Origin of the sequence: Eudoraea algarum (assembly GCF_050589645.1) — a bacterium.
Lineage (GTDB): Bacteria > Bacteroidota > Bacteroidia > Flavobacteriales > Flavobacteriaceae > JBNGOQ01.
Map to the genome: position 1 here is coordinate 664,089 of NZ_JBNGOQ010000004.1, position 19,895 is coordinate 683,983.

The 19,895-nt window shown below is 45.8% G+C and carries 18 protein-coding genes; 9 read left to right on the top strand and 9 right to left on the bottom strand.

The features are described from left to right. Nucleotides 1-76: 76 nt before the first annotated feature. Genes ACRD67_RS18130 through ACRD67_RS18140 form a run of 3 tightly spaced genes read left to right on the top strand, consistent with a single transcriptional unit; the run spans nucleotide 77 to nucleotide 4,511 of the window. Nucleotides 77-1,366: a dihydrolipoamide acetyltransferase family protein gene (locus ACRD67_RS18130; RefSeq protein WP_430968641.1), complete on the top strand. Its 1,290-nt coding sequence runs from the start codon at nucleotides 77-79 to the stop codon at nucleotides 1,364-1,366. Further along, on the top strand, nucleotides 1,347-2,438 hold the full coding sequence (locus ACRD67_RS18135) for a branched-chain amino acid aminotransferase (protein WP_430968642.1): 1,092 nt from the start codon (nucleotides 1,347-1,349) through the stop codon (nucleotides 2,436-2,438). The genes ACRD67_RS18130 and ACRD67_RS18135 overlap by 20 nt, the downstream gene beginning before the upstream one ends. Continuing rightward, a complete protein-coding gene (locus ACRD67_RS18140; protein WP_430968643.1) occupies nucleotides 2,439-4,511 on the top strand; it encodes an alpha-ketoacid dehydrogenase subunit alpha/beta in 2,073 nt (690 codons plus the stop codon). A gap of 218 nt (nucleotides 4,512-4,729) precedes the next feature. Here the strand turns inward: ACRD67_RS18140 and ACRD67_RS18145 are convergent, their stop codons facing one another. Together ACRD67_RS18145 and ACRD67_RS18150 are read right to left on the bottom strand one after the other, a co-directional pair. Beyond that, on the bottom strand, nucleotides 4,730-5,314 hold the full coding sequence (locus tag ACRD67_RS18145; protein ID WP_430968644.1) for a DUF4136 domain-containing protein: 585 nt from the start codon (nucleotides 5,312-5,314) through the stop codon (nucleotides 4,730-4,732). Between the two features lie 75 nt (nucleotides 5,315-5,389). Next, complete coding sequence (locus tag ACRD67_RS18150; protein WP_430968645.1) at nucleotides 5,390-5,548, bottom strand: C1orf53 family protein; 159 nt, start codon at nucleotides 5,546-5,548, stop codon at nucleotides 5,390-5,392. 179 nt (nucleotides 5,549-5,727) lie between these two features. Here ACRD67_RS18150 and ACRD67_RS18155 point away from each other — a divergent pair, with 179 nt between their 5' ends. Genes ACRD67_RS18155 through hemL form a run of 4 tightly spaced genes read left to right on the top strand, consistent with a single transcriptional unit; the run spans nucleotide 5,728 to nucleotide 9,082 of the window. After that, a complete protein-coding gene (locus tag ACRD67_RS18155; protein ID WP_430968646.1) occupies nucleotides 5,728-6,051 on the top strand; it encodes a hypothetical protein in 324 nt (107 codons plus the stop codon). An 18-nt stretch (nucleotides 6,052-6,069) separates the two neighbouring features. Then, the gene (locus ACRD67_RS18160; RefSeq protein ID WP_430968647.1) at nucleotides 6,070-6,975 is read left to right on the top strand and encodes a 1-aminocyclopropane-1-carboxylate deaminase/D-cysteine desulfhydrase; all 906 of its coding nucleotides are present in this window, start codon (nucleotides 6,070-6,072) and stop codon (nucleotides 6,973-6,975) included. After that, nucleotides 6,972-7,802 (top strand): glucosaminidase domain-containing protein, encoded by an 831-nt coding sequence (locus ACRD67_RS18165; RefSeq protein WP_430968648.1) that lies wholly within the window; start codon nucleotides 6,972-6,974, stop codon nucleotides 7,800-7,802. The genes ACRD67_RS18160 and ACRD67_RS18165 overlap by 4 nt, the downstream gene beginning before the upstream one ends. A gap of 2 nt (nucleotides 7,803-7,804) precedes the next feature. Beyond that, on the top strand, nucleotides 7,805-9,082 hold the full coding sequence (gene hemL / locus ACRD67_RS18170; protein ID WP_430968649.1) for a glutamate-1-semialdehyde 2,1-aminomutase: 1,278 nt from the start codon (nucleotides 7,805-7,807) through the stop codon (nucleotides 9,080-9,082). A gap of 18 nt (nucleotides 9,083-9,100) precedes the next feature. Here the strand turns inward: hemL and ACRD67_RS18175 are convergent, their stop codons facing one another. The 4 genes from ACRD67_RS18175 to ACRD67_RS18190 all read right to left on the bottom strand — a co-directional run bounded on the left by ACRD67_RS18175 (nucleotide 9,101) and on the right by ACRD67_RS18190 (nucleotide 13,095). After that, nucleotides 9,101-9,499 carry a hypothetical protein gene (locus tag ACRD67_RS18175; RefSeq protein ID WP_430968650.1) on the bottom strand — a complete coding sequence of 133 codons (399 nt, stop codon included), beginning with the start codon at nucleotides 9,497-9,499 and terminating at the stop codon, nucleotides 9,101-9,103. 139 nt (nucleotides 9,500-9,638) lie between these two features. Continuing rightward, nucleotides 9,639-10,082: a DUF4890 domain-containing protein gene (locus tag ACRD67_RS18180; RefSeq protein ID WP_430968651.1), complete on the bottom strand. Its 444-nt coding sequence runs from the start codon at nucleotides 10,080-10,082 to the stop codon at nucleotides 9,639-9,641. A 143-nt stretch (nucleotides 10,083-10,225) separates the two neighbouring features. After that, nucleotides 10,226-10,405 carry a hypothetical protein gene (locus ACRD67_RS18185; protein ID WP_430968652.1) on the bottom strand — a complete coding sequence of 60 codons (180 nt, stop codon included), beginning with the start codon at nucleotides 10,403-10,405 and terminating at the stop codon, nucleotides 10,226-10,228. Nucleotides 10,406-10,596: 191 nt separating this feature from the next. Beyond that, nucleotides 10,597-13,095, bottom strand: coding sequence for a zinc-dependent metalloprotease (locus ACRD67_RS18190; protein ID WP_430968653.1), 2,499 nt, complete (start codon nucleotides 13,093-13,095; stop codon nucleotides 10,597-10,599). A 282-nt stretch (nucleotides 13,096-13,377) separates the two neighbouring features. Between ACRD67_RS18190 and ACRD67_RS18195 the strand changes: the two genes are divergently transcribed. Together ACRD67_RS18195 and ACRD67_RS18200 are read left to right on the top strand one after the other, a co-directional pair. Further along, nucleotides 13,378-14,121, top strand: coding sequence for a hypothetical protein (locus tag ACRD67_RS18195; protein WP_430968654.1), 744 nt, complete (start codon nucleotides 13,378-13,380; stop codon nucleotides 14,119-14,121). A 352-nt stretch (nucleotides 14,122-14,473) separates the two neighbouring features. Next, entirely contained in the window at nucleotides 14,474-14,980 is a 507-nt protein-coding gene (locus ACRD67_RS18200) for a hypothetical protein (RefSeq protein ID WP_430968655.1), read from the top strand. A 77-nt stretch (nucleotides 14,981-15,057) separates the two neighbouring features. Here ACRD67_RS18200 and ACRD67_RS18205 read toward each other — a convergent pair whose 3' ends face one another. The 3 genes from ACRD67_RS18205 to lysS form a co-directional block, all read right to left on the bottom strand. Further along, on the bottom strand, nucleotides 15,058-16,488 hold the full coding sequence (locus ACRD67_RS18205) for an SLC13 family permease (protein WP_430968656.1): 1,431 nt from the start codon (nucleotides 16,486-16,488) through the stop codon (nucleotides 15,058-15,060). Between the two features lie 92 nt (nucleotides 16,489-16,580). After that, entirely contained in the window at nucleotides 16,581-18,029 is a 1,449-nt protein-coding gene (locus ACRD67_RS18210; protein ID WP_430968657.1) for a PKD domain-containing protein, read from the bottom strand. 147 nt (nucleotides 18,030-18,176) lie between these two features. After that, the gene (lysS, locus tag ACRD67_RS18215; RefSeq protein ID WP_430968658.1) at nucleotides 18,177-19,868 is read right to left on the bottom strand and encodes a lysine--tRNA ligase; all 1,692 of its coding nucleotides are present in this window, start codon (nucleotides 19,866-19,868) and stop codon (nucleotides 18,177-18,179) included. Between the last annotated feature and the right edge of the window lie 27 nt (nucleotides 19,869-19,895).

A 19,895-nucleotide genomic window follows, 5' to 3' on the forward strand; every position in this document is an offset into this window, starting at 1 on the left:
CGAACAAGGAGAGGAATCTTTAAAAGATAATGCACCTCCTTGTTCCTCTATAAACTAACGAACATTAGTTAATACGATGTCAAGCATGGAGTTTAAAATGCCCAAAATGGGCGAGAGCATTACAGAGGGCACCATTATCAGCTGGTTGGTCAAGGAGGGGGAGTCCTTCCAGGAAGGTGATATCTTGTTGGAAGTCGCCACCGACAAAGTGGATAATGAAGTGCCGGCATCAAGCTCGGGGATCATGGAGAAGATACTTTTTCAGGCCAATGATGTAGTTCCGGTAGGGGAAGTGATTGCGCACATAAAAGTGGTGGATGGAGGAGCATCCATCGGCGCGGGGAAGATACCTCAGGAAGAGGTGGCGCAGACCAGGGAAAGGGCCACCGATAAGAAACCGTCAAAAAAGCAATCGGCCGTCAAGGCCCAGGTGAACAACAACACCTTTTTTTCGCCCTTGGTGGTCAGCATCGCAAAGGAGCAACATATCAGCTACGAAGAACTGGCCCGTATTCCAGCTACTGGCAAAGAAGGCCGTTTGCGGAAAAGCGACGTATTCCGGTATTTGGATGAAGGGCGACCCTACAGATTTGTGCAACCGGCGGCTGACCCAGATCCCACAGCGTATCGCATTCCCCAATTGAATTTAGATAAGGGCAGCGGCAAGATCGTGGAAATGGACCGTATGCGGCAAATGATCGCCGATCACATGGTGTACTCCAAACATACATCGCCCCACGTAACGGCCTATGTGGAGGCGGACCTTACCGATTTGGTCCAATGGCGTAATGCCAACAAGGCGGAATTTCAGAAAAAATACAAGGAGAAATTGACCTTTACCCCGCTTTTTGTGGAGGCCGTAGCCAAGGCGATCAAGGATTTTCCCATGATCAACGTATCGGTAGACGGTACCCAGATCATTGTAAAGGAGGCCATAAACATTGGTATGGCCACCGCCTTGCCCAATGGAAATTTAATCGTTCCCGTGGTCAGGAATGCCGATCAAAAGAATCTGAAACAACTCGCCTCTGAAGTCAATGTATTGGCTTCTAAGGCAAGGGATAATAAACTCAGCGGAGACGATATCAAGGACAGCACCTTTACCATTTCCAATGTAGGCACTTTCGGGAGCCTTATGGGCACTCCCATCATCAATCAGCCCGAAGTGGCCATTCTGGCCATGGGCATTATCAAAAAACGACCCGAGGTGATAACCACGGAGCAGGGTGATGAAATAGCCATTAGAAGTATGATGTACCTCTCCCTGTCCTTTGATCATCGTGTTGTAGACGGTTACCTGGGAGGTTCGTTCCTAAAGCGTATCGCCGATTATTTAGAAAAATTTGATGTCACTAGAACCTTATAATATCATGTCACAAACGATCAACATAAGCAGAGTAAAAGAATCGAATATAAAGTCGCTCGACTTTAACAACATCCCTTTGGGGACCACCTTTACCGATCACATGTTCATTTGTGATTTTGAAGAGGGACGCTGGGTCAATCCAAGAATAGAGCCCCTGCACCTAATTCCCACCCATCCTGCCGCCATGGCGCTGCACTATGGGCAGGCCATATTTGAAGGCATGAAGGCCACCAAGGATACCGACGGTACACCTATGCTGTTCCGGCCGGAGAAAAATGCCGCCCGCTTAAATTTTAGCGCAGACAGAATGGGAATGCCCGCATTTCCGGAAGACCTTTTTGTAGAGGCACTAAAGCAATTGGTGGCCTTGGAGCAGGACTGGATTCCGCCCTTTGATGGAAGCGCCCTGTATTTGAGGCCCTTTATTTACGCCGATGAACCTTTTATAGGCATGCGCGCGGCCACCCACTACAAGTTCATCATCATTGCATCCCCTTCGGGACCATTTTTTTCCAAACCCATAAAACTGTTGGCAGAGACCAAATACATCAGGGCGGCACACGGTGGCACCGGAGAGGCCAAAGCAGCGGGAAATTATGCGGCCGCTATCAGGCCTACAGAAATAGCCAAGACCAAAGGATATGACCAGGTGCTGTGGTTGGATGCCAAAGAGTTCCATTACATTCAGGAAGTGGGGACCATGAACATCTTTTTTAAAATAGATGGAAAATTTATCACGCCGAGTTTGGATGGAGCTATTCTGCACGGGATTACAAGGATGAGTGTCATAGAATTATTGAGGGATAAGGGCTATGAGGTAACGGAGCGGCCTATCACCATAGAGGAAATCGTGGATGCCTCCCGGAAAGGTACCCTAGAAGAGGCTTTTGGCACCGGTACTGCCGTTGCTATCGCCATGATACAGGAAATAGGATATAAGGATACCAAGATCCATGTTTCAGATGAAAATCCCGTTAGCGAGATGGTTCTGAATACACTCAACGGTATTCGCTCGGGAAAAATGGAAGACCATTTTGGATGGATGGTCAGAATTGAAAAGGAATTGGTGTAAATGGAGGATCAACTGCTAGAAAAGGCGTTTTCGCACCTCTGCACGGCCAAGGCTATGACCGAATTGTACGAGGCCAATTTTAAACAGGTTTCCAAATATGTGCATGCTACCTCTCGGGGGCATGAAGCCGTTCAAATAGCATTGGGGATGCAACTTTTGCCACAAGATTATGCATTTCCCTATTACAGGGATGATGCCATGCTTTTGGCCTTTGGGATGGAACCCTATGATTTAATGTTGCAACTTATGGCGAAGAGGGATGATCCTTTTTCTGGCGGGCGAACCTACTATTGCCATCCGAGTTTACGGGATGACGACAAGCCAAAAATCCCACACCAGTCCTCCGCGACAGGAATGCAGGCCATCCCGGCTACCGGTGTAGCCATGGGCATGCAGTATAAGGAATTACAGGACATAGCCGACGAAGCGGCGGATCGGTCGCCGTATCTGGAGTCCAAGGATTTGAAACCTGTAACGGTATGTTCATTGGGTGATGCATCGGTAACCGAGGGCGAGATTGCGGAAGCCTTTCAGATGGCGGCCCTTAAACAAATGCCTATTTTATACCTGGTACAGGACAACGGCTGGGACATTTCGGCCAATGCGGCAGAAACCAGGGCACAGAACGCTTTTGAGTATGCAAAAGGTTTCAAAGGGCTGGAAGCCGTTTCCATTGACGGAGCAGATTTCATGGAAAGCTATCGGGTCCTGAAAGAGGTTTTGGAAAAAATCCGGGAAGAACGCCGCCCTTTTTTGGTACATGCCAAAGTGCCCTTGTTAAACCATCATACTTCCGGTGTCCGTATGGAATGGTACCGCGATGATCTGGAGGAAGCACGTTCCCGGGACCCCTATCCCGTATTAAAACAGCAGCTACGCGACAATGGGTTTTCTGTCAAAAAAATAAGGCAATTGGAAGACGCTGCCACTACCAAGGTAAAGTCAGATTTTGAACGTGCCCTTTTGGCCGAGGACCCTAAACCTGAAGACCTTTTTACCCATGATTTTGCTCCAACACCCATTACGGAAGAAGTGGGCGAACGTTTTCCCGAACGGGAAGAAAAGGTGGTCATGGTAGACTGTGCCTTGTTCGCCGTGGAGGAACTGATGCGCGAACACAAGGAATGCCTGCTTTATGGACAAGATGTGGGCGGACGGCTTGGAGGTGTATTCCGTGAAGCGGCCACCCTGGCACAAAAATTTGGGGATGATCGGGTGTTCAACACTCCCATACAGGAGGCCTTTATTGTGGGGTCTACCGTTGGGATGAGTGCCGTAGGCCTTAAACCCATTGTGGAGGTACAGTTTGCCGATTATATTTGGCCGGGCCTCAACCAGCTTTTTACGGAAGTGAGCCGAAGTTGTTACCTAACCAATGGAAAATGGCCGGTTTCCATGATTTTGAGAGTGCCCATTGGCGCTTACGGCAGTGGGGGCCCCTATCATTCCTCATCCGTTGAAAGTATTGTGACCAATATCAGGGGCATTAAAATTGCCTATCCAAGTAACGGAGCGGACCTAAAAGGACTCATAAAGGCAGCCTACCATGATCCCAATCCGGTATTGCTCCTGGAACATAAGGGGCTTTATTGGAGCAAAGTCCCGGGAACCAAAGGAGCTACCTCCATTGAGCCTTCGGAAGATTATATCCTTCCCTTCGGAAAGGCCAATGTGCTGCAGGAAATATGGAAGCAGGAAGACCAGGAAACACTGACCCTGGTGAGTTATGGCATGGGGGTACATTGGGCCATGAACGCCACCAAAGGTTTAAGGGATCGGGTAGAGGTCATTGATCTACGTACCTTAAGCCCTTTGGACGAGGACACGGTGATGAATTCGGTCAAAAAAACGGGAAAGTGTATTGTGGTCACGGAAGAGCCTACCAATAATGGTTTTGCCCAGGCATTGGCAGGAAAGATACAGGAAGCCTGCTTCGCCCATTTGGATGCTCCAGTGCTTACCTTGGGCAGTGAGGACTTACCAGCGATTCCATTAAACAGTACCCTGGAGCAGACCATGATACCTTCTACGGAAAAACTACGAAAGAAAATTGAGGAAGTACTCGATTACTAAACACCTAAAACAGCGCGGTGGTCATGTGCTTTGGGGTTAGGGATAAAGAAGCGATCTGAAAAGTGTTTTGATGTCTGTTCGAACGCCCCGCCTACCGAAGTCTTGTACGGGAGGGCAGGCAGTCGAGAACTTTTAAATTCATTGATTTTCAAGACATCTCGACTGCGCTCGATGTGACAACTTTCACATTTGACACTTTTCAGATCGCTCCCTGTATTTTAATTGGATGCGATGGCTGGGGGGTATTCCTTCAATATTTGGGAAACAAACTCCCGAATACGTTGTTCTTTTTTCTCTATACTACGGGTGTTTAAGGTGCCCTTGCCTTTTCCTTGCCATACCAATTCCTTCTTTTTTGTATCGATTAAATCAATATACAAAGATCCTTCCGTGCTGGTACTTACCGTACTTCCGCCCCAACCGGGACCTCCCCAAAACCATGGATTATAGAAGCCTCCGTAGCCGAAACGGCCATATCCAAAACCACCCCAGCCCCAGCCAAAGTTATTATTGTAAACGTCTACCCGCTCGCTCTCCTTGGTGAAAATACTGACCAAAAGATCGGGGGTATTGGATTTTACAAAACCTCGGGAACTCATCTCGGCATCAATGGCCTTTAGAATCCGTTTTTTGTCCAAGTCCGAAATTTGGGCCTTATCAATACCGGTCTTGTAGAAGGCATAGGTTTTGTACGAGTTGAAATTTGCCTCCCTATCGTAGTCCGACGCCACGCGCACCGAAACGCATGAGCTTAAGAATACCAACAGGAGCACCGGTATTGCGAGAAGTTTCATTTTTTTCATAACCAATTTTTTTGAAATTAACACAGTTTTATCTTAAAATACGTCTCAACAATCGTGCCGAACCCCTCTGTTTGTTTAGGTCGAGCCCGTTTTTTTGTTGTACCCGTAGGGACAATGCCTGCACCCGCTCTCACAGCAATACCCTCTTTTAAGGTGGTATTGTTTCGTAAAGACCTTATACCCTTCCTCGGAGAGGTAAAAATCGCCTTCCTCCAAGGGAATCAGTTTCTTCATGTATGTAAAATTAAGGCATTCACTGTTAATAACAGGGCATTTGAACGATTTTAACCCTTGGTTTTGGGCCATTTGTAGGTTTTTTCGTCGTTGGTCGAATTTGTTTGTAACAAAACCAACTTATTGGTTATTTTGGTTTTTTAACAATTATCTTTGATTAGCTTCGTTTACACTGGGAAATGATTTTAGTATTCAAACATTTTTTTTACAAGAACTATGTAGGCCTGTCCCTTTGGCCCTTTATAATACTAAAGAACGATTCCCTTAAAGCCGACAGTGTCCTGATCAATCACGAGAAAATTCATTTAAGGCAACAGCAAGAACTGTTCATTCTACCCTTTTATGGGCTGTATTTGTTGGAATGGTTCGTACGTTCCTTTTTCTATTTTGATAGCTATAAAGGATATCAGAACATCAGTTTTGAACGGGAGGCCTATGAAAACGAAAAAAACATGGATTATCTAGGCCAAAGAAAACCTTTTAGCTTTATTAAATACCTTTGAGGTTGAAAAATCCGACCTGTGAAGGTAGTCAACCAGTCCGTCCATTTACCCGTTCTTGCCAAAAGGAAAGTATCGCTCTCGCTTAAGCGGGAGGATCAAATACACCCTTATGTTTCAGGGAACAAATACCGAAAGCTGAAGTATAACCTCCAGGAGGTCAAGAGACAGGGGCTCAACACAATTTTGACCTTTGGCGGGGCCTATTCCAACCATATTTCTGCTACGGCTTATGCCTGCCGGGCCCATGGTCTGCGGACCATTGGTGTTATCCGCGGGGAAGAGATAGCAGAGCGCTGGGAAAAGAACCCCACCCTGGTTGCGGCAAAACAACAGGGTATGGAATTACATTTTATTTCCAGGGAGCAGTATCACGAAAAAGCAGAGGCCGATTTTCTTGAGTCCCTGAGAAAGAAATTTGGCGCGTTTTATTTAATGCCCGAAGGAGGCACCAATAATCTGGCAGTGAAAGGCTGTGAAGAGATTTTAACTGGGGAAGATGCCCTTTTTGATATCATTACGGGCTGTGTGGGGACGGGAGGTACACTGGCCGGGATCATCAATTCCTCCGGTTTACAGCAGCAAATTTTGGGCTTCCCCGCACTCAAAGGGAATTTTTTACACAAAGATATTCGTAAATTTGTCCACAAGAACAATTGGGATCTGGTGCTAGACTATCATTTTGGAGGATACGCCAAAGAGAATCGGGAGCTGATAAATTTCATCAATTGGTTTAAACGGGAGACCGGCATCCCTTTAGACCCCATATATACCGGAAAAATGATATTTGGAGTTCTGGATCTGGTCAAAAAAAGTTATTTTCGACCTGGCACTAAAATACTGGCCATACACAGTGGTGGCCTACAGGGCATCGCTGGCATGAACATTGTTTTGAAAAAGAAGAACTTACCATTGATAGACATATGATAAAACGAGTAGTGTTGTTTGTGTTTCTTGGCGTATTCGCATTAGGGTGCGGAACAAAAAAACGAACTACAGCCAGTAAGGGATCACAGGTATCTGTCCGCAGCACAAAATCTAAGGTGCCCGATGAAAATGGACTTTACCCCTTGCCGGAAGATACCGGCAAGTTTGTACGATTTCCCATTTCTTCTATAGAAGAGTACATAGATACTTTTTCGGAAATAGCGCAGTTTGAGATGAAAGCCTATGGTATTCCTGCCAGTATCACCCTAGCCCAGGGAATTTTGGAAAGTGGATTTGGCCGTAGCGAATTGGCACTAAAGACCAACAATCATTTTGGGATTAAATGTCATAGGGGCTGGACGGGTGCTTACGATTTTCACGACGATGATGAAAAAGGGGAATGCTTTAGAAAGTATAACCACCCCATGTACTCTTTCCGGGATCACAGTATTTTTCTTTCCTCCCGTGCCCGATACGCATTTTTGTTCAATCTTAGAAGGGACGATTACAAGAGATGGGCAAAGGGTCTTAGAGAGGCCGGTTATGCAACGGACAAGCGCTATCCCCAAAAGTTGATTTCCTTTATTGAACAATATCAGCTCTATCGCTACGACAACGAGGTGTTGAAGGAGGGGTATGCCGTGCAGCGGCAGCCAAAGGACTATGGCCTTACCACCTACATCGTTAAAAAAGGCGATACACTGTATTCCATTTCGCGACGTTATTTCGTGTCCGTGAGCGAGTTGAGGAAATTGAACAATATGGACGACAATCTACTGTCCATAGGACAGCGGCTTGTCATCAAATCAGAAAAAATCAAAAAATAAGAATGATCTACCAAAGAAGTAGCGCCCTCTTCAAGGATGCGAAAAAATATATTCCCGGGGGCGTAAACTCGCCCGTACGCGCATTTAAAGCGGTAGGGGGCGACCCTATCTTTGTCAAGGAGGCCAAAGGTGCCTATCTGTACGATGTGGATGGAAATCGGTTCATAGATTATATAGCATCCTGGGGCCCGTTAATTTTGGGCCATGCTTTTGAGCCCGTAATCAGTGCCGTTGTGGAGAAGGCCAAAAAGGGAACTTCCTTCGGGATGCCCACCGAAATAGAAACGGAACTGGCCAAATTGGCCGTTTCCATGGTACCCCATATCGATAAGATACGCTTTGTAAACAGTGGCACCGAAGCATGTATGAGCGCCGTACGTTTGGCCCGCGGGTTTACGGGAAAGGACAAGATTATAAAATTTGCTGGCTGTTACCACGGACATGCGGACGCCTTCCTGATTCAGGCGGGCAGTGGGGCCATTACCTTTGGAAGCCCCAATAGTCCAGGTGTTACACAGGGCACAGCCAAAGATACTTTGCTCGCAGACTACAATGATCTCCAAGGCGTTAAGGAGCTGGTGAAGGCCAACCAGGGTGAACTGGCCGCCATCATCATTGAACCGGTGGCCGGGAACATGGGCTGCATCGTCCCCGATCAGGATTTCATGAAGGGCCTAAGAGATTTGTGTACCCAAGAAGGGGCTCTTTTGATTTTTGATGAGGTGATGACCGGTTTTCGTTTAGGAAAGGGAGGTGCCCAAGAGGCTTTGGGAATTGCTGCGGATATCGTGACCTTTGGAAAGGTTATCGGGGGCGGACTTCCAGTGGGTGCTTTTGCGGCCCGAACCGAAATTATGGATCATCTGGCACCGGATGGCCCAGTGTACCAAGCGGGAACCTTAAGCGGAAACCCGCTGGCCATGAGTGCTGGTCTGGCCATGTTAAGCCAGTTGAACGACAGCCCTGAAATTTTCCAGAGCCTTGGAGACAAAACCGCCTACCTACATAAGGGCATTTCCGAAGTGCTCGTTTCCAAAGGAATAGCACATCAGATCAACCGCTTTGGCAGCATGATTTCCGTGCATTTCACCGAAGAAGTTGTCGTGGATTTTGCCTCTTCGGCAAAGGGCAACAATGAACATTTCAAAACCTATTTCCACGGGATGTTGGAACGTGGAATCTATTTACCGCCCAGTGCCTTTGAAAGCTACTTCCTGAACGATGCCCTTTCCTACGACGACCTGGATCGTACGGTAGCGGCGGTAAAACAGGTATTTTAGGGCGCAACAAGGCAGCTTTTAACCCAAGACTCCTGTGGAAATAAGAGGGTACGCAAGCATCAGGGACAGTATGCACATCATAAGCCCTACCCATTTGAATTTCCAAGCTTTCTCGTTGACACTTCCAATACTGCGGAGCCCAATGGACGGAAAGATTAAGAAAATAAATCCCTTGAGCAGCAGGGCAAGCCCATAGAGGGTAACGAGCACCAAAGGCCAGTTCCAAAGCCAATGAAATGCCAGAATGATGGAACCCATACCAACGGACAACATGGCATTAAAAATGTTCCCTACATGTCCCTTTTGATATAAAAATTGGAAGAATTGGATCCATATCCCGGGTTGCAGGAAATGCGACAAGCCCATGATGAATAAATTCAGGGCCACAAAGAATTGAATGGATTGAACCGGGCTCATTTGTATTGAATTGACTTATATCAAAAATACAAATCTAAGACAAATAGAGGCAGTTATACCGGGATTGGACCAGGGAAATGTATTGGGGCACGGTCGGGGAGTGCTAAAGGCCCTAACCGCACCCAAGAATATTTGTAAGTTACTTTCTGCCGTGCTTTTCCCTGGCTCGATGCATTTGGTGCTTGTCCTTGGCAAGCTGCATCTTTTTCCATTGCTCAAACTGCTCCTCATTTAGGATTCGTTTCAGTTCGGACTGCGCTGCAATTTTTTTGTCCAGTCGTTCATTGAGCATCGTAAAGCGTTCATCGGCAGTTGGTTTTTCCCGTTTTCCCGATTCTTTTTTTGTCCGAAGTTCCTCCATTTTTGCTTTTCTCAGTTCGGCATTTTCCAGATTTATTCTTTGGATCTGCTGCTGCTGTTTTGCACTGAGTTCCAAGGCCAAGGTCATCTTTTTGGTCTGTAAAGTTGCCAATTGTTCAGGGGTCATGTCCTTCATGAATCCATGATGCCCTTTACCTTCTCCCTTTTGTGCCATGGCTGTAAGACCTGCCATGACCATTACTGCTAAAATTACTTTTTTCATGTGTTTAAATTTTATGATTTGTACCTAGGACCCAAGGGCAAACCAAAGGTTTAATCGCCTTGGGCAGTTTATAGGATTTTTAACACAAAAAAGGCACAACATTTAGTTGCGCCCGGTATGATGGTGAATAGGAAATTTTGAGCTTAAGGTGTTCGCATGGCAGTCTCCTCAGAGGTGGCGGGTAGTTCATTTAAGTCCACCTCGGCCAATTCAACGGCCTGGGTGTCCCCGTCCAACGGAAAATCCTGTTCCATACTGTAATACATGATGGCCGTAGCCAGGAAGCAAACAAAATAGATAAGACTTTTTACTTTATAAGACATGATTCGGGGTTTTTGATTCTTATTCCAAGATATACAGAATATGGGCTTCCGAGGAATAATTGTTGCAAAACGGACTTTTTTTGGTGTAAAACTATCGAAAAGTGTTGCTTGCCATATAAAAGCATGATTTTTTCCAATAAAAAAGCGCACTACATGCAGATGTAGCGCGCTTCTTATGGGATAAAGAGGCCCTATTTAGGGTCTAGGATCAAATCGATACGTTCTGCGGCATCCTGTAAATGATATCTGCTCATGGAATCCGAGGTGATTGCCAAGGCATTGCGAACGGCCCTTTTTAAGGTATTCAGTTCGGCTCGTGCAACCGATCGGATATCGGACTGGCTGGCGTTGACCACCGTAGATTTTTGATAGCCGTTGAACGTCGGCTTTTTCGCTTCGTTCCCAGTGGTCATCAGGTATCCCAAGCGGTCAATATGTGCCTTCTGAAGGTTCCTTCGGTAGGTGTCTATCTTTCTTCCGTTGGGCAGTTCGGACCAAATACCCCTGCGGAGGTCACGGAGCATGTCCAGCAAACGATAGGCATCTTTGCCATTGGCCGTTTCGTTTTCGATCAAGCGTGCCATTTTCCCTAAGCTCAACATCCGGTTAAGCGTGGTCACCTGTACAGCCCTGATCCTTTCCACGGATCCCGAATATTCCGTTCTACTGAAAATATCCTGATCTAACAACCACTGTGGCGTCTTGAACAATTGTTCCTGTAGAAATTGCATGCATTTTTTTTGATGCTCCTTGCTTACCGGAGTGTAAACGCCGCCCTCTTGTTCATAGGTCTTATAATACTCGTATACCCCACCAATGTTATTGGATACGTGGCCCATGTACCTGTTGTATTGGGCAAGTACCTGGCCATAAAGTGTGCCCAGGTCTTTATAGTCCTTTCCATCTTCGGCCGTCCACTCCACTAAATTGGGTATAATTCGTTTTAGGTTCTCAATACCATAGGTACTGGCTTTAACGGCATCGTCCCCTAAATCCTCGGTCTGCGAACTGGGATCCACGATGTCTCCCACTTGTTGGTGGCCAAAACGATATAAAGGATCGCCTGCATGTTCCAAGATCCAAGCATCCAAGGTCTTTTTTTCTTCTTCCGCCGTCTTATCCAAAATAGGCTTATAGCCCCATTTAATGGCATGTTTGTCATAAATACCAATATCTGGCATCAGCGCTACACCATCGTCCCCGGGCTGTGCCACATAATTAAAGCGGGCATAGTCCATAATGGAAGGCGCTGTACCGTATTTTTGGGTAAATTTTGCCGAGCGCAAAGAATCTACTGGATAGGCCACACTACTTCCCATATTATGTGGAAGCCCTAGAGTATGCCCCACTTCATGCGCGGAAACAAATCGAATTAAGCGGCCCATGACCTCGTCCTTGAAAGCAGTGCCTTGGGCATCCGGATTAATGGCTGCGGTTTGGACAAAGAACCAATTTCGCAATAGGGTCATTACGTTGTGGTACCAATTGATGTCCGATTCCAAAATCTCCCCGGTCCTTGGGTCACTTACATGGGGCCCATTGGCATTGGGTATGGGAGAGGCCAAATAGCGGACTACGGAATAACGTACATCTTCGGGGGACCATTCTGGATCTTCTTCCGGGGAAGGGGGATCCATGGCCAATATGGCATTTTTGAACCCGGCACCCTCAAAGGCTTTTTGCCAATCCTCGATGCCTTGTTTTATATAGGGAACCCACTTTTTTGGTGTGGCCCGATCTATGTAATATACAATGGGTTTTTTGGGTTCTACCAATTCCCCGTTCCTGTATTTTTCTAGATCCTCATCCTTCACTTCCAAACGCCATCGATCCAAAAAGCGTATGGTTTTACTTTCTTGCACATCCAATCCGTAATCTACCTGTCCCCGGGCAAACCAGCCGACCCGCTCGTCAAAATAGCGGCGTTTCATTGGATTGTCGGGTAATAATATCATGGAGTTGTTGATCTCTATCGAAATAGAGCCCAGACTGCCATTGGATGGTGGATTATTGGCTAGATAGGTCTTTACGTGCCTGGCCTCAATATTCAAGGGATAACTTTTCAGCGTTTCCACATAACTTCTTTTTTCGTCCAACCGGGTTACCTTGTACTGCTTGCGTCTAAATTCTGGCATTCCCAGGGCCTTAACGTCCTTGACGAACAATTCGTCCACGCCGATCACCGTAGCCGGGTTTAGGGAATCCTTTTTAAGCGCTTTGATATCAAAGGCGTACAATACAGGTTCAAAATTGGAATTGACCACCGCTTCGTGTACCGGAAGGGAATCTGCGGCTACTACGCCGTAGGAAACCACCCGTAGCAACACCTTTTTTGGCTTTTTCTCCCATCGCAATACCTGGGTATTGGTTTTTCCTCCACCAAATCCGATACCATTGGCCGTTTTGGAGATTCGGGTGACCATCAACATTTCTTTGTTGAAAAGAGAATCCGGGATTTCGTAGAAATGTTTGTCGGCTACCATATGAACGTCAAATAACCCCTTGTCCGTTACGGCTTCCTTGGTTATTACTTTTTCATAGGGCTGAATATCCCCTTTCTTTGGTTTCGGTTTTGAATCGGTCTGTTCTGTCTTTTTATTTTTCTTCTTGAAAATCTGGGCCTCTGCTGTGGTATAACAGCCCATTACGAAAAACACCAAAAGTAGTTTTGGCAGTAACTTTTTAGTCATTATTAGTCAGTTTCGGTTTTAAAGTTTTCAAAGAACCGAAAAATAAACTGAAAGTTCTGTTAACAAAATCATAAGCTGATCTGTTGGGTTATTTAAGAAAAACACAAGTTAAGATGTTGGTTTTAAATGATTTAAAGGGATTGATAAAAAACAGGGCATCACCGCTAAGGGGTTTTGGGCATTGTTAAACAAATTCAAATTATGTAACAATTCCCTTTTTGGATAGTCTTATATACAAACGATTTACAACAATCGATCATCAATCATAAAATCAATCAAAAAATGAACAAGTTATTATTAATATGTGGCCTCGTGTTTTTGGGAAATACAGCCACTCCGGAACAAAAAGCGGTCTCCTTGGACTGCGCGGCTCCAGCCAATGTACTGGAAACACCGCAAGAACTCCCTGCTACTCCCTTGCAGGCAAGCGTGACTTCCGAAACGGTGGGATTTTTTCCAAGCCTATCGGAACACCATAGACTCCATATTCCAGTTGAGTTGGATCTCAAGGACATTGTCTATCTAGAGGAAGATCTTAAAATAGATCTTGGGTTTAATGTAGAGGATTATCTCCCTGAAGGCTTTGATCCCCATAAAACCTATGTAGATTTTGGCGCCCTTGCGTTTGTGGAAGACCAGGAAGAGCCGGTATTGGATTTTAACGTAAGCGACTATTTGCCAAAGAATTTTGACGCCTATGCCGAGGCCGTTGGTATTGATGGGCTCACCTATATGGAAGAAGAGGAGAGCCTTGACTTTGACACGGCCGACTACCTTCCCGAGGGTTTTGACCCCTATGGGTTGTATGTTGACCTAACGGGATTGGAATATATTGAGGAAGAGGAGGTCATAGAACTGGATTTTGACGTAAACGAATACCTGCCAGAGGGTTTTAATCCCTATGCAGATCCCTTTGATCTAGATAGCATTATCTATATAGAGGAGGAAGAGACCATTGATTTGGGTTTTAACACAGAGAATTATCTACCCGAGAACTTCAATCCTTACTCAGGGATAAATATTTAAAGCAGATAATTTCATTTATCAATTTTTTGAATTAGTCATTCAATGCAAAACCCCTGTTCTCGGCGGGGGTTTTCTTATATCAACCTGTTATGGACCAAGAGGGTTCCTTGGCAAATTCGTTAACAAAAAAATAACAGTTTTCACCCTCCTTTTTTTAATGCAATAAACCGCTCTTAAAAGTGGCTTTTGTGTAAAAATAGGACTGTTAAAATACGAAGTTGATAGGCTTTCTTCTCCCGGTTTGACAATATGATTTTTGGATCTAAAATACCGATTCGTTAATAAAAATCTAAAGACAATAACGGGCTGAAAACCCTGTTATATCTTTGTCTTAAATTTAACCACTACAGTTATGAACAAAAAGAATTTAGTACTGTCCGCTGCGTTTGGTCTGCTTGTTTCAGGTAGCACTTTTGCCTTGCAAAGGCATGCTGCCCTAGGAGACACGGATCCTTGCTGTGTAACATATATCGAAGAGGAGGAGGTTGTGAATCTGGGTTTTGATACCGCAGACTACCTTCCCGAGAATTTTGACCCTGCCAAGTTTTATGTAGACTTAAATGCCATTGCGTATTTGGAAGAAGAGTGCATTGAGCTAGGGGTTGAAACCAGCGCTTATTTGCCTGAGAATTTTGATGCCTATGCAGCTCCCCAGGGCATTGACGGAATCACATACATCGATGAGAACGATACTATTGTGAGCGATTTTGATGCTTCGGAACATTTGCCTGAAGGATTTGATCCCTATGAGTTTTATTTGGATTTAAATTCCATAGAGTACATTGAGGAAGAGGAAATTGAATTGGATTTCAATGTAAATGAGCATCTTCCCATGGGTTTTGATCCCACGGCAAAATAAGCCTACAGACACGCCGGTTATCCCGGTATGCTAACGCGCCCTATGAAAAACCCTTGCTGAACGCAGGGGTTTTTTCTTTAGAACAATCGAGGAATTACAAATTGAAACATTAAAATCAAAAGTCCTACTGAAATAAGGTTGAGAAAGATGCCCACGCGCGCCATTTGATGCACCTTTATATAACCGCTTGCAAATACGATGGCATTGGGAGGTGTGGCCATGGGCAGCATAAAAGCACAACTACTGGCCATGGTAACAGGAATCAACAAATAAAGTACCGGGATTCCCAATCCAATGGCAATCCCCGCTACAACGGGGGCCAAAACCGCCACCAAGGCTACATTGCTCATCAATTCTGTCATAAAGAGCATCAACAAAATAAGTAGGGAGGCCGTAAGCAAAATGCTGATATCGCTGGCTGCGATGGCTGCGGCCACTATATCCACTATACCACTTACCGACATGCCCTTGGCCAACGCCAGGCCGCCTCCGAACAGAATAAGGATTCCCCAGGCCAGGTTTTTGGTATCGTTCCATCCTATAATGAAATCGCCCCGTCTTAGATTGTAGGGCAAGGCGAACAAGGCCACAGCGGCCAATATGCTGATAATGGTATCTGAGAGTCCCAAAGCCGGAAAAATCCCGTTGATGACCGTTCTAAAGACCCATAGGAACACGGTTACACCAAAAATGACCAACACCATTTTTTCTTTTCCAGAGGTCGGCCCCAATTTGTTTAATTCTGTATGGATGACCTGTTTTGACGCATTGAACTTTAGGTGGCCATTCGGAAACATCCATTTGATCATGACCAAATAAATAATGGCTATAAGGGTTATGGAGAAGGGCAGTCCAATGACCATCCACCGTAAAAAGGAAATCTCAATATTGTATTCGTTTTCCAACAAGCCGATTAAGACCGAGTTGGGCGGTGTGCCAATTACCGTGGCAATCCCCCCGGCATTGGCAGAAAAGGCTATGCCCAACATAACGCTCAGGGCAAAGTTACGATCGCTTTTGGTAAAACCGTCGGCATCGTCCACAAGCAATTGGATTACGGAAATGGCAATGGGGAGCATGACCACCGTACTGGCCGTATTGCTTATCCACATACTCAGGGAGGCCGTCGCAATCATGAACCCCAAAATCACCTTGTTGGGAGTTGTCCCCGTTATTTTTATAATATTCAGGGCAATGCGCTTGTGCAGATTCACTTTTTCCAGGGCCAGGGCCATTACAAAGCCACCAAAGAACAGGAAAACGATGGGGCTACCGTAGTTGGCACCTACATCGGCCATGGGCATTACCTTGAGCAAAGGAAAAATAATAAGGGGCAAGAGTGCTGTGACCGATATGGAAACGGTTTCCGTAATCCACCAAATGACCATCCAAGCGGCCACGGCAATGACGATATCCCCTTTTTCGGATACCAAGTCAAACGGTAAGTTTATGAGAACAAGAAACAATATGGGGCCTAGGAAGAGCCCTATTCTTTTGCTGAGGTCCATTCAAAGTTTTTAGACCCCTAAGCTATACTTTTTCCCTTAGTTTTAAAAATAAAAAGGGGGGCCGTAGCCCCCACCTTTCATCGGCACGTATCTTATAAATTCAGGTTGATCGGGTTTAGGTCCATATCCGTCGCACCATAGAAAAGTTTGGAAACGGACATGTCGCCAACACCATCAACCGTGTCCAGGGTATTGTACCCGGCAACAAAGAAAAGTTTGTTGTTGATCGTTATGAATTCCGGGATACAATGGCCATTGTATTTTAATTCCTTGGTCTGATTTCCATTTTGATCGAACTTTTTCAAATAATCGTTCGTGGAAAGAACAAAGGAATCCCCTAATGAAATCAATGCCTGAACGTGATCAGTGCCACTAAAAATCGTAGAAGTGATTTTATTTCCTGTACTATCGGTAACGGTCACTTCCCCATTACCGTAAAAAACCAGGTTTCCATTGGAAAGCTGTTCCAGATGGTACGGCCCATTTAAGTCGTTGATGTCCATGGGCAGGTTGGTCAATGCAGAATCCTCAAATATCTTATGTGAGGTGATATTCAGACCGGCATCAAAGAAAATAAGTGCCGGTTTGTAATCCGTAACATAGGGAGCCACGGCATTTTTCGAAAACACGATACCGTAGGCAATATATCCGGACCCTATCGAAATTAGGTCTCCGATCATGGAATCGGCATCCCCAAGAGCGTTAAAATACGTCTCAAAGGCATCCCCACTGGCGTTTCTCCGTTCTATGGCCGTTTTTTGGATACCGTCTTCCTTCTGTGTTCCAAAATACAGGAAATTGGAGCCATCGGGAAGGTATCCGTAACTGTGTTTTGTGGCCGCGTTGATACCACTTACAAAGCCCCATGTATCGGTCAGTGTCACTTCTTGAGTACCATAAAAATCCGGAAGTGTTCTGGAAAAATGAAAGTTTCTGTTCCCACTGGGCAGCAGGTTCACAAAGGCACTGCCAGATTGAAACGGCCTATCGGCGATATAGTTTGTTGTTGCACTGTAGTTTTCGTCCAATTCGTGGTAATAGAATTTATTCCCTTCGGGCCCAGCTTTGTCCTCCCTGCTCTCAATGTAATAAATGTTGTTGTTCAGAGGGTTTAATCCGGTTTCCAATGGCATACCCGAAAACCCTAAGGGAATTTCAGGAAAAATATAGTTGACCTCAATGGGTTCGGTGACGGTAAGCGATCTTGAAAAGGTATCCGTGTTATCTTCCGCATCTTTCACAGTAAGGACAATGGTAAATTCCCCAGCTTCCATCAGGAGAACCTCGGGATGCTCCTTGACACTGGTACCGCCATTGCCAAAGTCATAGAAATAGGAGCTTGCTCCCTCGGAGCAGCTCGTAATCTGTATGTATTCGCCTACGGAAACGGAATTTTTGTCCATAGCAAAACATGCTTTTAAGGTTAAACCTTGACCAGTACCCGGGTCGGGACCCGGATCAGATCCAGGGGTATTGGGGTCATCCTTGGAGCAGGAAAATAAAACAAGTAGGCCGATGCCGAGAAGGTATAAAGTTCTCATACGCAAAGATTTGGGTATCACTAAGGTACGGGTTTCCCAAGCGTTTTTTGCTTAAATTCGATAAGATGCGCAAAAATTTAACGAAATGGACTGTTTTTATCGTTAGCTATCTTGTTATCAATAGATTATAATAAAAAATGAATGAAATCACTCCTGTAGTTCGCAAAATAGGGCATCGCCCTCTTTGATCACCTTGGTAAGTCCCAGTTTTGCAAGTCCCTTTAAACCTTTGTCCCAAGCCTTGTTGCTTAGGCCGGAGGCCTCCTTGAGTTCGTTGAGTGGCAAGCGTCCTGCCTCCTTGATAATTTCAAAAATTGCCTTTTCATTGTCTGCAAGTTCCAGCGGTTTCTTTTCCGGGCGCATTTGAGGAAAGAAAAGTACCTCTTGGATGGAGGAATTGTTGGTCAATAACATCACTAGCCGATCTATCCCAATGCCAATGCCACTGGTGGGTGGCATACCGTATTCCAGGGCCCTGATGAAGTCCTGGTCAATGAACATGGCCTCATCATCCCCTTTTTCCGAAAGTTTTAACTGATCTTCAAAGCGCTCGCGTTGGTCAATGGGATCGTTAAGCTCGGAATAGGCGTTGGCCAACTCCTTTCCGTTTACCATGAGCTCAAAACGCTCGGTTAGCGCGGGATTGTCCCGATGTTCCTTGGTCAATGGGCTCATTTCCTTGGGATAATCGATAATGAAGGTGGGTTGCACGTAGTGATGCTCGCATTTCTCCCCAAAAATCTCATCAATAAGTTTGCCCACGCCCATACTGTCGTCTACCACGATATCCAGCTTTTTGGCAGCGGCTTGCAATTGGGCCACATCCATCCCGGCCACGTCTATGCCAGTATGTTTCTTTATGGCCTCAAGAATGGGCACACGGGGATAGGGCGCCCTAAACTCTATTTCATTGTCCCCCACTTGTACCTTGGTGCTCCCATTGGCATCCATGGCCACCTTTTCCAACAATTGTTCGGTGGTATCCATCATCCAATTATAGTCCTTATAGGCTACGTAGAGTTCCATCACGGTAAATTCGGGATTATGGGTGCGATCCATACCTTCGTTCCTAAAATCCTTGGAAAATTCATAGACACCGTCAAAGCCACCTACAATCAAGCGTTTTAGGTAGAGTTCATTGGCAATCCTTAGGTAAAGTGGAATATTTAGGGCGTTGTGATGGGTCACGAAGGGCCTTGCTGCCGCACCTCCCGGTATAGGCTGTAAAATGGGAGTCTCTACCTCCAGATACCCTTGATCGTTAAAGAACTGACGGATGCTGTTGGTGATTTTGGTGCGCTTCACAAAAGTTTCCTTAACGGATGGGTTTACCACGAGATCTATATACCGTTGGCGGTAGCGCAACTCGGGGTCGTTGAACTCGTCAAAAGTGTTTCCATCGGCATCGACTTTGGGCAAGGGCAGGGGTCGTAGGGCTTTGCTCAATAGGGTAAAATCCTTGACCAACACGGTTTTTTCCCCCACTTGGGTGGTAAAGAGCTCACCTTCCAGGCCAATGATATCCCCAATGTCCAAAAGCTTCTTGTATATCTCGTTGTATTGGGTCTTGTCCTCCCCGGGACAGATTTCATCCCTGTTAAAATAGACCTGGATACGACCAGTGCTGTCCTGCAATTCGGCAAAAGAGGCCTTACCCTGAATTCTCCTGGACATAAGCCTGCCGGAAATGATCACGGCCTTGCCTTCGGTGAAGTTTTCCTTACAACTTGCTGTAGTGGCGTTTACTGGAAATAAGGCTGCCGGATAGGGATCGATGCCCAATTCCCTGAGTTTGCCCAATTTTTCCCTCCTGATAACTTCTTGCTCCGAAAGTTGCATAGGTTCTATTTTTGAAGGCCTTCCGGA